This is a genomic window from Cupriavidus sp. 2SB (genome assembly GCF_005503625.1).
In the GTDB taxonomy this organism is placed as follows: Bacteria; Pseudomonadota; Gammaproteobacteria; order Burkholderiales; family Burkholderiaceae; genus Cupriavidus.
Map to the genome: position 1 here is coordinate 70,141 of NZ_SCMX01000016.1, position 14,065 is coordinate 84,205.

Sequence of the window (14,065 nt, forward strand, 5' to 3'; positions counted from 1 at the left end):
AGTCGGAAAGGGGGGTGAACAAGGTGAAAAACTAGTCGTATTGCCCTGGATCGTAGTTTTTTGCGGTGAGTACCTGACCGTAAGTGGGACCATAAGCGAGACATGCCTCGTAGATGGTGAGGTTATGGTCTGCTGCGATACCATCATTGGCCTTCTGTTCGGAAAATTCGCTAGCCCTTTCGGGATCTGCATAAACTCCGGAGGGACCATTGATAACGTCGACATCCTTGCCCGCGGCGATCAGTGCCTTGTATTGGGCAGCCGCGCCGGCAAGCCCGGCAGCATCAAGGTTGACAGGTCGGAGGCCGTGTGGGGCGTTGTCAAACGCGCCGGCGTTTTCCAAGACACCGGAAGCCAGCACCCATGCATTCTGTCTCGGAGAAATGCCATACGGAACCTGGTAGGCTTCGTGATTGCCTGTGGTCAGAAACACTGGCATGTTCAATTCCCGGTACGCGTGTCGCAGCAGGGAAAAGACCAGCATGTCATCGAGCCCACGCTTGTATAGCGAACGGTCACGGACTTTGTTCAGGACGTTGAATGCCTTCCACTGATCAACAATGCTGTTTGGTGCTACGGCGCCAGGATCGATGTTGCGGTTGAAGTCCAGAAGGTCGCCCGTGATGACCAACGCATCAGCCCTGGGAACATCGTCGCCACCTTTTGCGAATTGCTCGACCAAGCCATGGAGGGCGATGAAGCTGTTGCACAGGTTGGCGGCCGGAGGCATGGAGGGCGATCCTGGTGCCGGTTGGCCACCCGGCAACTCAAGCAGATAGGCAGGGGACTTGGCCAGCGCCGTTTGCCTGACGTTCACATGGACATCGGAAAGGTGGCCGATCTTCAGGGCGGGCGCCTTTCCGCGAACCACCGGGTGCCATGCCATGAGTCGATGTGTGGTGTCGGCCTTTTGCGGGGGCATCGCCATTGCTGACGGCGGTTTCGTCAGATCGAATTCATACAGCCGTTCATAGTGACTCTGCTGTTGATCGGCCACCTGCTTGTCGAGGAACTCCAGGATGACCTGATCCTGGTATTCCCACGCGCCGACCCCCTTGAGCTCGGGGCGCGCCGCGAACGTCTCCGGAACAGGAACCATCCAGGCAAACGTGTGCATGCTGTCCAGGCTAATCCCAGGGGGAAGCTTCGCGAGATCGATCTCGATCTCGTAAATGTGCGTCAGGCCCGCATACATCTTGGCAGTCGAATGGCGGACAATTGCAACCGGTTCACCGAGGCGGTTGATCATGATGCCGCCACGGAATCGGCCCACTTGCCAGACGTCTACAGCCTCCATTGCTCTGGACGCGGCCTTGCCGTCAGCGAAGAGCATGGTGTCCTTGGGTTCCCTTTCCTTGCTCTTTTCCTTGATCGGGTAGAGCCGAAGGTGACGATCGACAAAGACAGCACCTCGCGTGGTCTCCTTGACAAGGTTCCCGAAATGCCAGGTTGGCTGAAGTTCGCGCGACGGAACTACCCCGAAGTAACGTTCCGCATTGGCTTCCGCCGCGATGAACAAGCTGCACTTGTTCTGGCCCGGGGACAGGATCAAAGGGGTGCCAAGATTGGGATACAGGATGATGGCCCTGATAGGCGCCTTGTCCTCGCAGTCGACGCAGCCCAGGATTGCGGGTTCATGGCTTTCTGTCGTTGCTGCGATGCGGACCTTCTCGGCGATGGTGCGATCTGCTGTGCTCATGATGCGGTCTTCGAAATCAAGGCGTTGGCAGATTGCCTCCGCTTTCTGAGGAGTTGCTGTAGTCCATGCGGACGGTAGTCGAGAATTATGACGACTAGAAAAGCGATTAAATATGTACGCGAATATTTTACTGAAATGAAGATAATGATTTCATATCGATTTAAAGAAATATCTATTGATTAAATTAAATTACCGATGCGGCAAGGGGATTCGTGGAGGTCTGCGGTCAGCGGGTATCGCAGGAAAGGCGTCGTCCGATGCGGGATCAGATGAGCTGGGTAGTATTCAGGCGCTCGTTGGCCCAACCGACTGGCGGTTTCGCCAAGAACCGGCTACCATCGACGATATGCAACCAGTTGCATATGTAAGGCTGCATGAGCCATCGCAAAAGAAGTCAACATCAAGGAGACACGCATGCATGTACCTGGCCTGATTCCCGCCGCGCAATCGACGCTTGCCGTGTGGCATGACCTGCTCAAGCGCAATGCCATGGAGGAACTGGACCCGCTGCTCTCGGACAGGATCGTGTTCCGCTCGCCGGTGGCGCATACGGCCTATCCGGGGCGCGAAGCCATCAAGCTGGTGCTGAAGACCGTGAACACCGTGTTCCGCGATTTCACGTATCACCGCATGTTTGCTACTGAGGACGGCAAAAGCCTTGTGCTGGAGTTCAGTGCCACCATCGATGGCAAGGCGCTGAAGGGCATCGACATGCTGCGTTTCGACGATGCCGGGAAGATCGAGGAATTCGAGGTGATGGTGCGGCCGATGTCCGGCCTGCACGCGCTGGCCGAGGCCATGGGTGCGAAGCTGAGCGGTCAGCAGGCCGTGCTGAAAGGGCAGGGCTGACCGGGCAGAAGTTGGCCAGCATCTAGTCGAGCAGCATCGTCACGGGCACCGTGGCCGCCACGCTCAGTGCGGTGGCCAGCGCGTTGCGGGCGCGGTCGCGGGAGCAGTCCGGCGGGCATACGGCCTGGAGGATGGCCGGCGCGATCCAGTGGCCGCGTTCGCCCAGCGCCTCGAACTGGCTGACCAGCGCCAGGTTCTGCCGCAGATGCGCCTCGGTGAACATGGATGTGACGACCATGCCGGTTCGCCCGGCGTGACTCAGTGCGAAATACATGGCCAGCGTACTGTCATCCACCGGCGTCAGGCCGAGTGTCTGCAGTACGTGATAGATAGGCGGGCGCATGACCGCCCCTTGGACGGCGCCGCCTCCGCCGCCGAACGGCCGCGCCAGGAATACCGGGCGGCCGGCGGCGTCGGGGGCCTTGCATAGCGCGTCGAGCACGTTCAGGTTGCCTTCATAGAGCAGCGCCTGGGCATGCGCCGCAGCGGGGCTCGACAGTACCGGATGATGATCCGTGGCGATGCCCCAGCGGTCGATCTTGCCCGCGCGGCGCGCCTCTTCCAGAAACTGCAGCAGTTCATCGGTCAGGTCCGTCTCGGCGGGATCATGGACGAGATAGTTGTCCACGCGCTCCACGCCGAGGTCGCGCAATGACGTATCCAGGCATGCGCGGGCATAGGCCGGCGAATAGTCGCGATGCGCCAGCATCTTGCGCGCCGCGACCCGCGCCAGCCGGCGGCCTCCCGGCAGGTGCGACAACACGGTACGCGCGGCGGACTTGGCAAGGCCCAGCCCCGATGCATTGCGAGGCGGCACGATGCCGAACTTCGTCGTGATGGTCACGGCATCGTGCTTGCCGCGCAGGAACCTGCCCAGCAGCATCTCCGCTTCCCCGAATCCGTAAGAACGCGCCACATCGAAATGGGTGATGCCGTTATCGAACGCCAGTTCCAGAGCGCGCAGTGCTTGCGCGCGGCCAACCCGACCGAGCATGGCGCCGCATCCGAATCCCAACCGGCTCATGCAGGGCTCCTCGGTGAACGGTTGTCAGGCCCGGATCGCAAGGGTGGCTTGGCGGTCATGTCGCAATTCCTCCGGCTGCGCGCGCAGCCATGGGCACATCGGCAATCGTTTCTGGCACTGCGGGGGTGGCAGCAAGGGTGTTGATGTCGTACAGCGTGCCGCCGCGCAACTGCGCCCCGAGGTGGTGGGCCAGTCGGGCGGAAAGCGCCAGGATGGTCAGGGTGGGATTGGCCTGCCCCGATGACGGGAACACGGCGCTGCTGGCCACGTGCAGGTTGCGCGTGCCGAAGACGCGGCAATTGGTATCCACCACGCCGCCGCGCCAGTCGAACGCCATGCGCGCGGTGCCGATCTGGTGAAAGCCATCCGACGCATGCGCCATGACGTGATCCACGCGCTCGGCTTCCGGCATCCAGAAATCCAGTTGCCCGGCGCCGGTTTCGCGCAGGTGCCGGTCCAGCAGTTGATGGGTGCGCACCACCGATTCGGCATCGGCCTGCTGGTAGCGCAGGTCGATTCGGAGCCGGCGCAGGCCGTGCCGATCCGTGGCATCGGCCAGCGTCACGCGGCTGTCCGCATGCGGTAACTGCTCGGCGTGATAGTGCAGTGCGTAGACATTGTTCGGGCTGCGCAGGAAGAAGCCGGGCAGCCGGGGCCGTGCCAGATAGCGTCGATAGATGAAGGGCGGCACGAAACCCGCGATCTGTGGCAGGGCACGCAGCACGTTGCCCCAGTGCGCGCCGAGCCCGCCGCGCGCGCTGGCCGCGGTCACGGCCTTGGCGATAGCCGGCGCCGTCAGCATCCGGTTCAGCCCGGGCGTGCGCAGCGCGAGGTAGGCCAGCGACAGCACGCCGTTTCCGTGCGCGGGATCTGCCGGTGGATGGTTGTCGAGCCACATCGCGGTGTTGAGCAGCCGCTCGCGATGCTGCACCTCGGCCGGCACGGTCAGTCGGCGCCGCGCATAGAAGCCGTCGCGGTCGCGCTCGAAGTGGTAGACCGTGCGCCTGGGGTCGGCATGAAACCGCACGCTGGCGATCTTGCCGGAAATATGGCCCATGTAGTGTCGGCCCAGCATGTCGCTGCGATTCCCGAGCCGGTTGTCGCAGCGCGTATTGGCGTCCAGCAGCAGTTGGGTCACGCCCAGTCCGCCACAGGCCAGCACGAAGCGGTCAGCCTGGATGCGCAGCAGCAGCCCATGTTCCGCGCCGCCCTGGGCCACCACGACGCTGCGCACTTCCTCGGTATCGGGATCGAGATCAATGTCGATGCACGTCGCGTCGAGCAGCAGCCGGACGTTGGGATGGTCGCGCAGGGTTTCGGCGTAGCGGCGCGCAAATACGGGCTCACCGGCCCAACGCTCCAGATCGGTGGCAATCACGTCGCCAGCGCGGAAGGAGCCGGTCAGCGGCTGCCGGGCCGTCGCCGCGTCCATCACGTCCATCTCGCCGAGCGTGAAGCTCGGCTGGCCGCATTTGGCGTACTCGCACGCGGCGCGATACCACGGCGCCACGTCTTCATAGGCAATCGGCCAGGCCGCGCCCGGTGCATGGTCACGGGGCGCAAAATCCACCGGATCGAACGGGATGCAGCGGCCACCCCACAGCCAGGAAGTGCCGCCCAGCGCCTGTCCCACGGCATCGGCCATTGGCGCGTGGCGCAGACCATCGACGATTTCCGCATCGCTCGCGGCTTGCTTGTCTGGCTGCAACGCATCTCCGCCGCCCTCGACGAGGATGACGTCGATCCCTTGCTTGGCCAGTTCGAGCGTGCACGCGATACCGGCGGGTCCGGACCCGATCACGCAGACACGCGTCTGCATTGTCGCGGCCGGCGACGAGGTGGTCAGTGCCATGGGAGCCTCTCCGGTTTCGCCGTCGGTGTGGCGTCTTGTCTACGGGCGTCTGTCGTTGGCGTCATGCGGATGGTCCGCAGGGCGTGCCCGCGGACCTGTCCGGAACTCAATGTACGGGCGCGCACGGGTGCGCTTCCGTACGGTTGCCCACACGGATGGATCAGATAGGTCAGAGACTTCAGGAACGGGGGAGGGCCTACAACGCCAGCGTGACGATGCGCACGGTGGGATCGTCCGGACACGGCGCATCGGAGAAACCGAGCCGATGCGCCAGGCCGCGCATCGGGTGGTTCGTGGCCAGGACATAGCCTTCCATCGTCCGGATGTCGGTCGTGCGGGCATGCCCGATCAGCGTCTGCAACAAGAGCCGCGCCAGTCCTTGCCCCTGCCAGGCGTCCAGCAGGGTGATGGCAAACTCGCAGGCGCCACGGTCGGGGATTTCCACATAGCGGGCGCCGCCGATCAGGCCCTCGCCGGGAACGGCCATGGCCACGAGTGCGAAGTCGTGGCCCGGCTCCGAGTGCACGGCATCGTCAAGCAGGGCATCGGGCAGTGTCTTCATCAGACCCATGAAGCGCGTATAACGCGACGCGTCGGAGAGATGCGTGAAGGCTTCGATCACCCCGGCGCGGTCAGCCTCGCAGATCTCGCGCAGCAGCACGGCCCGGCCGCCTCGGAGGGTGGTTTGCAGGGGCAGCACAACAGGAGAGGCGATCTCGGACATGGGGGGCCTGAAGGTGGGGACGGGTGCTGTCATGGTAGGACAGCCGATAGATGCCGTGGCACTATCCTCACGCACACGCAGCCCCCCGCGATAACGACAAGGAGACCCGATGACCAAGGATTCCGATGTATCCGATGTGTCCGCACAGATCGACGAGAAGATTGCCTCGCTGGACGACTGGCGGGGCGAGACCCTGGCGCGGGTCCGCAAGATCGTCCGTGCCGCCGATTCGGGGATCATCGAGGAACTGAAATGGCGCGGCGTGCCGACCTGGTCACATCACGGCATCCTCTGCACGGGCGAGACCTACAAGAGCGCGGTGAAGATGACGTTCGCCAAAGGGGCGTCGCTACCCGATCCGGCCGGCCTGTTCAATGCCAGCCTGGAGGGCAACACCCGTCGCGCCATCGACTTCCATGAGGGCGACAAGATCGATGCCAAGGTGGAAAAGGCGCTCACGGCGCTGATCCGGGCAGCCGTGGCGCTCAATACGGAGAAGAAAACGCGTGGCTGAGAGATGGCGGCTCAGAACATCGACTTGCCCTGCGCCAGGATCTTCTCGCAGACCTGCTTCGTCACTTCGGCCTTGAGCCCGCCGCCGCTCAGATCGAGCTTGCTGCCGCTGCTGGTGGACAGCATGCCTTTCGAGCCTTCGCCATAGCCGGCGTCCTTGTTCCCGCCCGACGTCGAACCGAGCAGTTTGTCCTTGACCGCCGATGTGGCGGAATCGGCGTTCAGGTAGTTGTTCTTCACGCAGTACTCGATCACGCCTGCGGCATTGCCGGCCGTGCCCGCGCTGACCGACGACGGTGCGAGGCTGCCTAGCGTACCCAGGGCACCGGTGGCGCTCTGCCCAGAAGTGCCGCCGGGGGCGGATTTCATGAGATCGCCGAGCTGGGCGTGGGCGAGGGGGGTGACGAGGAGGGCGAAAGCAAGAACGGTAGCGGTGCGAAATGCTGCCATGGGGAGACTCCTTAACGCGGGGACGGGGTTTTTTACTATATGCGGTTTGGGCGATCCTCTCGGGTTTTGGCTCCCCTCTCCCGCATGGCGGGAGAGGGGTTGGGGGTGAGGGCCAGCGGTGCAATCACCAACAAATCGCAATTTGAACCTCATGCCCTCACCCCCGCCCCTCTCCCACTTCGCGGGAGAGGGGAGAAAACCAGCGGTGAGGAAGCCAACGCAGGTTGCTCAAAACCCCTCAACCCCCTATCATTCCGCGCCTCGCCTAAGTCGCTGTTTCCGCTGGAGTTTTCCCTTGTTCGCCCCCAACACCTTTCGCCAGGACTGGCTGTCCAATATCCGTGGCGATTGCCTCGCCGGGCTTGTCGTGGCGCTGGCGCTGATTCCCGAAGCCCTCGCATTCGCCGTGATTGCCGGTGTGGACCCGCAGGTGGCGCTCTATGCCGCGTTCTCGATTGCCGTGGTCACGTCGATCGCAGGTGGTCGGCCCGGCATGATCTCGGCGGCCACCGGGGCGGTGGCGCTGCTGCTGACCTCGCTGGTGAAGGACCATGGCGTGCAATACGTGTTCGCCACGGCGCTGCTGGCTGGCGTGCTGCAGATCGGCGCGGGCTGGCTGAAGCTGGGCGCGCTGATGCGTTTCGTATCGCGCTCGGTGGTGACGGGCTTCGTCAATGCGCTGGCGATCCTGATCTTCCTTGCGCAGTTGCCGGAACTGACGCACGCGCCGGCCGCCGTCTACTGGTTGACCGCAGGCGGGCTGGCCATCCTTTACCTGTTCCCGAGGATTACCAAGGCGATTCCGTCGCCGCTGGTCTGCATCGTCGTGCTGACCGCCATCGCCATCTACCTGGACCTGCCGGTGCGCACCGTCGGCGACATGGGCGCCTTCCCCGAGCATCTGCCCGTGCCAGCCTTGCCCAACGTGCCGCTGACCTGGGAAACCCTGCGCATCATCTTCCCCTATGCGATGGCGGTGGCCGTCGTGGGCCTGCTGGAATCGCTGATGACGGCCGCCATCATCGATGACTTCACCGATACGGGCAGCGACAAGAACCGGGAATGCCGGGGGCAGGGCATTGCCAATATCGTGGCGGGGATACTCGGCGGCCTGCCCGGTTGCGCAATGATCGGGCAATCGATCATCAACGTGAAATCGGGCGGGCGGGGCCGGTTGTCGAGCTTCGTGGCCGGCGCGCTGCTGCTGGTGCTGGTGGTGTTCCTCGGGCCGTGGGTCAAGCAGATCCCGATGGCCGCGCTGGTGGCCGTGATGATCATGGTGTCGATCAGCACGTTCAGCTGGCAGTCGCTGAGGAACCTGCTCACCCATCCGAAAAGCTCGTCGGTGGTGATGCTGGCCACCGTGGCCATCGTGGTGCTGACCCACAACCTGGCACTAGGCGTACTGGTAGGCGTGCTGCTCAGCGCGCTGTTCTTCGCGTCGAAGGTGACCCGTGTACTGCAAGTGACGTCGGAATCCACCGCAGCCGATACGCGCCGCTACTTCGTGCGCGGACAGGTCTTCTTTGCCTCGTCAGAATCGCTGGTCAGCGAGTTCGATTTCAAGGAGCCGGTGCGCCATGTGGTGCTCGATCTCTCGCATGCGCATTTCTGGGACATCACGGCCATCGACGCGCTGGACCGGGTCGTCCACAAGTTCCGCCGCAATGGGGTGGAGGTTGAAGTGTTTGGGCTGAATCGTGCGAGCGTGACGATGGTGGAGAGGTTTGGGACGCATGACAAGGTGGGGGCGACTCGCGAGGCTGGGCACTGATTTGATTCGCTCCCGGTTTTCTCCCCTCTCCCGCGAAGTGGGAGAGGGGAGCAATGCAGCAGTCAGACTAACGCCCCCGCCTTCTCCCTCAAAAACGCAATCAACGTCGTCACTGCCTTTGTCTGATACCGCGCTGGCATATACAGCAGATACATCGTCGTGCGCAGGAATGCCAGTTCCTGCTGCGGTAGAGGCAGGCGGACCAGTGCCCCGGCCTTGATGTCCTGATCCACCATGTAGCGCGGCACCAGCCCCACGCCGAGGCCCTGCAGGATGGTGTCGCGCAGGAAGAAGAAATTGGCCGACACCAGTCGGGGGCGATTGACCCGCAGTTTCTGGCCGGTGAGTTCCGATGTCACCAGTGGCAACGTTGCAAAACCGGCGAGCGTATCCGGAAGTTCGCCGAGTTCCGCCAGCAGGCCCGGCGTGGCGCAGGCCACGTATTCCACATCGCCAAGGCTGCAGGCCACCGCGTTCGATGGCGTCTCCGCCATCACCCGTACCGAGAAATCCACCGCGCCCTTGATCAGGTCTTCCAGGTCGTTGTCGAAGATCACGTTGAGCGTGATGTCGGGGTAGCGCCGCATGAACTCGATGAACCATGCGGACATCGTGTGCTGCCCAAAGCCGCTCGGCACGCTGAGCCGCACCGTACCGCTGAGTTTCTTTCCCAGGCTTTGCACGGATTCCTGCGCGGCCAGCAACTGGTGCCGAATGGCGCGGCCGTTTTCATAGAGTTGCCAGCCCAGTTCCGTGGGCTCCAGTTGCCGCGTGCTGCGGCGAAGCAGTTCGGCGCCCAGTTGCCGTTCGAAGTGATTCAGCCGCTTGCTGACGTTGGCTCGGCTCATGCCAAGCCGGGCTGCGGCGCGGCTCAGGTTGCCCGCGTCGATGATGTCGACCAGCAGGGACAGTGCGTTCAGGTCCACATTCGGGTCCATTGTCAACCTTTGGTATGCAGATATGGTGAAATTCCGTTGCAATTGTCAAGCATCGAGAACATATCCACAATCGTGCTTCACCAGAAACAACCGGACCGCTCCCAGAGTCCGCGTGGACCGGGGAGACACAGCATGATTTCAACGAACACAGCCGCAGCGCTGCCGCTGGCAGGCGTGCGGGTACTGGACCTCTCGCGCGTATTGGCCGGGCCGATGTGCGCCATGGCGCTGGCCGATCTTGGCGCCGATGTCATCAAGGTGGAGCACCCCTCGCGCGGTGACGATACCCGCGACTGGGGCGTGCGCATCGGATCGCGCAATACCTCGTACTTCAACAGCGCCAACCGCAATAAGCGGGCGATCACGCTGGACCTGCAGAGCGAAGCCGGCGTGAAGCTGGCCCGCGAACTGGCAGCGATCAGCGATGTGGTGATCCAGAACTTCAAGGTAGGCGGCGCCGAGAAACTCGGCCTCGGCTACGAACAGCTCAGCGCCATCAATCCGCGTCTGGTCTATTGCTCGATCTCGGGCTATGCGCGTTTCACGCCGGAAGCCGAGCGTCCGGGCTACGACCTCGTCGTGCAGGGCGAATCGGGCGTGATGGCGACGAACGGTGAAGCCGGGCAGGGTCCGCTGAAATTCGGCGTGGCTGCCGTCGATATGTTCACCGGCATGTACTCGGCGCAGGCCATTCTTGCCGCGCTGTTCGCGCGCCAGTCCACGGGGCAGGGCCGTCACGTGCAGATGGCGCTGTATGACTGCGGGCTGATGATCACCTCGTACTACGGCATGGAAGCGCTGCTCAAGGCCGGCGATCCGCCCAAGTTCGGCAATGCGCATCCGTCGATCGTGCCTTACGGCGTGTTCGAAGCCGCCGATGGTCCGCTGGTCATTACGGTCGGCAACAACGGCCAGTTCGTGCGCTTCTGCCGCGAGGTAATCGGGCGTCCGGAATGGGCCGAGGACGAGCGTTTTGCGACCAACACCGCGCGCTCGGCCAATCGGGAGATCCTGCTGGCCGAGGTACGGCAGGCGCTCGCACAATTCACGCGTGCCGAACTGCTGGAGCGGCTGACCGCCGCGCAGATTCCTTGTGGCGAGGTGCTGGGCCTGATGGAAGCGCTGGAGTCCGAGCGCACCGCGCAGGCCGGCCTGCTGCATCGCTTCGAAGACAGCGAAGCCGGTTCGCAGGCCGTGCTGGCGCCGCCCTATGCACTCGACGGCCAGCGCATGCCGGTGCGCCGTGCGCCCCCGCACCTGGGCGAGCACAACCGCGAGGTGTTCACCGATCTGCTGAAGCTCGATGACGACACCATTGCCGCGCTGCAGGCGCAGGGCGTGATCTGAACACCAGGCATCGAACATCAAGACAACATTCAACGATTTAGATTTCGGAAGCAGGAGACAAGACCATGAGCCAAACCATCACCCGCCGCCACGTACTGAAGGCTGGCGCCGCTGCCGCGCTGGCGGCCGTCATGCCCGCCGCCTTTGCCAAGAGCGAGTGGCCCGACAAGTTCATCAAGATGGTGGTGGCGTTCCCCGCCGGTGGCCCCACGGACACCGCCGCGCGCATCGTCGCGCAGAAGCTGTCGGAGCGGCTCGGGCAACAAGTCATCATCGAGAACAAGCCGGGTGCGTCGGGGTCGATTGGCACGGCCAGCTTCATCAAGAGTCCGGCCGATGGCTACAACCTGTCGATGTTCGGCATGCCCGCGCTGCTGGCGCCGCTGATGTACAAGACCAACGCCTATGACGTGAAGAAGGATTTCACGTCGGTGGCAACTGTCTACGTGCTGCCGATGGCCATCGTCATCAACCCGGCGGTGGTGCCAGGCGTGGAGACGCTGCCCGACCTCATCCGCTTTGCCAAGGCCAGCAAGACGCCGTTGAGCTACACCAGCTCGGGCACCGGCAGCTTTGGCCATCTGGCGATGGAGCAACTCAAGGACCTGGGCCATTTCGACATGCTGCACGTGCCGTATCGCGGCAGTGCGCCGGCCGTGGCCGACTTGCTGGGTGGTCAGGTGGGGGTGATGTTTGCGGACGTGGTGGCAGCGCTGCCGCATATCCGCGCGGGCAAGCTCAAGGCCATCGCGCTAAGTTCGCCGAACGCCAAGGTGCTGCTGGCGAATGTGAAGACGGTGTCCGAGCAGGGCTTTCCGGGCTTCGACTTCGATTCGTGGGGCGGCCTGATTGCGCCGCTGGATACGCCGCAGGCCATCGTGGACCGTATCGCAAAGGAGACACGCGACATCATCGGCAACGACAAGGAACTGCAGCAGAAGCTGGTCACCGCAGGTGCCATCGCGTCGTTCCAGGACGGCAAGCAGATGCAGGCGCGGCTCAACAAGGACTATGACCGTTGGAGCGCCATCGTCAAGGCGAAGGGGATCAGCGCCAACTGATCGGGCATCGATCCCCTTGGTGGAACTGGCCTAGCGCAGCAGGTTCGACTTCGCCAGTTCCAGCAGTTCGTCGCCCCGGCCGTTCATCACGGCCTTGAGCGCCCACAGGCTGAATCCCTTCACCTGCTCGGCCTTGATCGAGGGCGGCATGGCCAGTTCCTGCGTGTTGGTGACCACGTCCAGCAGGGCGGGGCCGTCGTGGCGCAGGAATCCTTCGATGGCATCAGGCAGCAGCAGTGGGTCATCCACGCGCTGCGCATGCACGCCGATGGCACGCGCCATGGCCGCGAAATCGGGGTTCTCCAGCCGCGTACCTTCTTCCAGGAAGCCCGACGCCTTCATTTCCAGCGCCACAAAGCCCAGCACGCTGTTGTTGAAGATGATGACCTTCACCGGCAGCCGCTCCTGCACCAGCGTCAGGAAGTCCCCCATCATCATCGCGAAGCCGCCATCGCCAGACAGGCTGATGATCTGGCGACCCGGAAACGCAGCCTGTGCGCCGATGGCCTGCGGCAACGCGTTGGCCATCGAGCCATGCGCCAGCGAGCCGATCATGCGACGGCGGCCATTCATCTTGAGGTAGCGTGCGGCCCAGATCGTTGGCGTGCCCACGTCGAACGTGAAGACGGCATCGTCGGCAGCCATGTCGCTGACCAGCTTTGCCAGGTATTGCGGATGGATGGGCTTTCGGCCGCTGTCACCGGTGGCCAGGTCATCCAGTTGGTCGCGGGCGCGATGGTAGTGCTCCACGCTCTGGTCCAGATGCGCGCGATCCGCTTTCACGGTCAGCAGCGGCTGCAGCGCATCGAGCGTGGCGCCGACATCACCGACCAGCCCGAGATCGAGCCGGGTTCGACGACCGAGGTTCTCGGGGCGGACATCGATCTGAATGACCTTCGCATCGGTCGGATAAAACTGGCGATACGGGAAATCGGTGCCCAGCATCACCAGCGTGTCGCATTGCTCCATCGCGTGATAGCCGGAGCTGAAGCCGATCAGGCCCGTCATGCCCACGTCGTACGGATTGTCGTACTCCACATGCTCCTTGCCGCCCAGCGCATGCACCACGGGCGCCTTCAGCGTTTCGGCCAGTCGTAGCACTTGTTCGTGGCTGCCAGCGCATCCGCGTCCGCATAGCAGCGTGGTCTTGCTGCCATCGTTGAGCAGCGTGGCGAGCGATTCGAGCGACGCGCGATCCGGCGTGACCACGGGTTGCGAGAAGGTCAGCGAAGCCGGCGAAGAGAGCATCGCCGTGGCCGCCTCGCGTAGCGCCACATCGCCCGGAATAACGATCACGGCCACGCCACGATGACCCACGGCAGCGCGGATGGCGGTCTCCAGCACGCCGGGCAGTTGCTCGACGCTGGTGACCAGTTCGCAATAGTGACTGCACTCGCGGAACAACTGGTCCGGGTGCGTTTCCTGGAAGTAGCCCCGGCCGATTTCGGCACTCGGGATATGGGCAGCGATGGCCAGCACCGGCACGCGCGAGCGGTGGCAGTCGAACAGCCCGTTGATCAGGTGAAGGTTGCCCGGGCCGCAGCTACCGGCGCAGACCGCGAGTTCGCCGGTCAGGTGGGCTTCGGCGCCGGCCGCGAAGGCGGCGGCTTCCTCATGGCGCGTATGAATCCATTCGATGTCACCGCGCACGCGCAGCGATTCAGTCAGCCCGTTGAGGCTGTCGCCCACCACGCCGTAGATCCGGCGGACCCCCACGTTGTATAGCGTTTGGGTAATGAGGTCCGCTGCAATCGTCTTGGCCATGGCGCTGCTCCTTGTTTGTGGGTGGCGTGGCTTAAACCATAGTCATTCGTCACGTTCCCCGCTTGAAGGT

12 protein-coding genes are annotated in these 14,065 nt (G+C 63.5%); 5 read left to right on the top strand and 7 right to left on the bottom strand.

Annotated elements, in window-relative coordinates; translation table 11 throughout:
* Positions 1-31: 31 nt before the first annotated feature.
* A complete protein-coding gene (locus FFS21_RS10295) occupies positions 32-1,699 on the bottom strand; it encodes a metallophosphoesterase (RefSeq protein ID WP_137924738.1) in 1,668 nt (555 codons plus the stop codon).
* 414 nt (positions 1,700-2,113) lie between these two features.
* Here FFS21_RS10295 and FFS21_RS10300 point away from each other — a divergent pair, with 414 nt between their 5' ends.
* Positions 2,114-2,548, top strand: coding sequence for a nuclear transport factor 2 family protein (locus FFS21_RS10300; protein WP_137924739.1), 435 nt, complete (start codon positions 2,114-2,116; stop codon positions 2,546-2,548).
* A 22-nt stretch (positions 2,549-2,570) separates the two neighbouring features.
* Here FFS21_RS10300 and FFS21_RS10305 read toward each other — a convergent pair whose 3' ends face one another.
* The 3 genes from FFS21_RS10305 to FFS21_RS10315 all read right to left on the bottom strand — a co-directional run bounded on the left by FFS21_RS10305 (position 2,571) and on the right by FFS21_RS10315 (position 6,148).
* Positions 2,571-3,572 carry an aldo/keto reductase gene (locus FFS21_RS10305; RefSeq protein WP_137924740.1) on the bottom strand — a complete coding sequence of 334 codons (1,002 nt, stop codon included), beginning with the start codon at positions 3,570-3,572 and terminating at the stop codon, positions 2,571-2,573.
* Between the two features lie 55 nt (positions 3,573-3,627).
* Positions 3,628-5,424 carry an FAD-dependent oxidoreductase gene (locus FFS21_RS10310; protein ID WP_137924741.1) on the bottom strand — a complete coding sequence of 599 codons (1,797 nt, stop codon included), beginning with the start codon at positions 5,422-5,424 and terminating at the stop codon, positions 3,628-3,630.
* Positions 5,425-5,620: 196 nt separating this feature from the next.
* Positions 5,621-6,148, bottom strand: coding sequence for a GNAT family N-acetyltransferase (locus tag FFS21_RS10315; RefSeq protein ID WP_137924742.1), 528 nt, complete (start codon positions 6,146-6,148; stop codon positions 5,621-5,623).
* A gap of 109 nt (positions 6,149-6,257) precedes the next feature.
* Here FFS21_RS10315 and FFS21_RS10320 point away from each other — a divergent pair, with 109 nt between their 5' ends.
* Positions 6,258-6,662 carry a DUF1801 domain-containing protein gene (locus tag FFS21_RS10320; RefSeq protein WP_137924743.1) on the top strand — a complete coding sequence of 135 codons (405 nt, stop codon included), beginning with the start codon at positions 6,258-6,260 and terminating at the stop codon, positions 6,660-6,662.
* 11 nt (positions 6,663-6,673) lie between these two features.
* On the opposite strand, the gene FFS21_RS10325 is transcribed toward FFS21_RS10320, so the two are convergent.
* Positions 6,674-7,111, bottom strand: coding sequence for a DUF2501 domain-containing protein (locus FFS21_RS10325; protein WP_137924744.1), 438 nt, complete (start codon positions 7,109-7,111; stop codon positions 6,674-6,676).
* A gap of 295 nt (positions 7,112-7,406) precedes the next feature.
* Here FFS21_RS10325 and FFS21_RS10330 point away from each other — a divergent pair, with 295 nt between their 5' ends.
* Positions 7,407-8,885: a SulP family inorganic anion transporter gene (locus FFS21_RS10330; RefSeq protein WP_237380090.1), complete on the top strand. Its 1,479-nt coding sequence runs from the start codon at positions 7,407-7,409 to the stop codon at positions 8,883-8,885.
* 62 nt (positions 8,886-8,947) lie between these two features.
* Here FFS21_RS10330 and FFS21_RS10335 read toward each other — a convergent pair whose 3' ends face one another.
* Positions 8,948-9,811, bottom strand: coding sequence for a LysR family transcriptional regulator (locus FFS21_RS10335; protein WP_137924764.1), 864 nt, complete (start codon positions 9,809-9,811; stop codon positions 8,948-8,950).
* 144 nt (positions 9,812-9,955) lie between these two features.
* Here FFS21_RS10335 and FFS21_RS10340 point away from each other — a divergent pair, with 144 nt between their 5' ends.
* The gene (locus FFS21_RS10340; RefSeq protein WP_137924746.1) at positions 9,956-11,170 is read left to right on the top strand and encodes a CaiB/BaiF CoA transferase family protein; all 1,215 of its coding nucleotides are present in this window, start codon (positions 9,956-9,958) and stop codon (positions 11,168-11,170) included.
* Positions 11,171-11,235: 65 nt separating this feature from the next.
* Positions 11,236-12,231, top strand: coding sequence for a tripartite tricarboxylate transporter substrate binding protein (locus tag FFS21_RS10345; protein ID WP_137924747.1), 996 nt, complete (start codon positions 11,236-11,238; stop codon positions 12,229-12,231).
* A 30-nt stretch (positions 12,232-12,261) separates the two neighbouring features.
* Here FFS21_RS10345 and poxB read toward each other — a convergent pair whose 3' ends face one another.
* Positions 12,262-13,995, bottom strand: coding sequence for a ubiquinone-dependent pyruvate dehydrogenase (gene poxB, locus FFS21_RS10350; protein WP_137924748.1), 1,734 nt, complete (start codon positions 13,993-13,995; stop codon positions 12,262-12,264).
* Between the last annotated feature and the right edge of the window lie 70 nt (positions 13,996-14,065).

Coding starts and splice junctions, on each gene's coding strand:
- FFS21_RS10310 (WP_137924741.1), bottom strand. CDS start 5,424: ATGGCACTGACCACCTCGTCGCCGGCCGCGACAATGCAGACGCGTGTC.
- FFS21_RS10300 (WP_137924739.1), top strand. CDS start 2,114: ATGCATGTACCTGGCCTGATTCCCGCCGCGCAATCGACGCTTGCCGTG.
- FFS21_RS10315 (WP_137924742.1), bottom strand. CDS start 6,148: ATGTCCGAGATCGCCTCTCCTGTTGTGCTGCCCCTGCAAACCACCCTC.
- FFS21_RS10345 (WP_137924747.1), top strand. CDS start 11,236: ATGAGCCAAACCATCACCCGCCGCCACGTACTGAAGGCTGGCGCCGCT.
- FFS21_RS10295 (WP_137924738.1), bottom strand. CDS start 1,699: ATGAGCACAGCAGATCGCACCATCGCCGAGAAGGTCCGCATCGCAGCA.
- FFS21_RS10305 (WP_137924740.1), bottom strand. CDS start 3,572: ATGAGCCGGTTGGGATTCGGATGCGGCGCCATGCTCGGTCGGGTTGGC.
- poxB (WP_137924748.1), bottom strand. CDS start 13,995: ATGGCCAAGACGATTGCAGCGGACCTCATTACCCAAACGCTATACAAC.
- FFS21_RS10340 (WP_137924746.1), top strand. CDS start 9,956: ATGATTTCAACGAACACAGCCGCAGCGCTGCCGCTGGCAGGCGTGCGG.
- FFS21_RS10325 (WP_137924744.1), bottom strand. CDS start 7,111: ATGGCAGCATTTCGCACCGCTACCGTTCTTGCTTTCGCCCTCCTCGTC.
- FFS21_RS10320 (WP_137924743.1), top strand. CDS start 6,258: ATGACCAAGGATTCCGATGTATCCGATGTGTCCGCACAGATCGACGAG.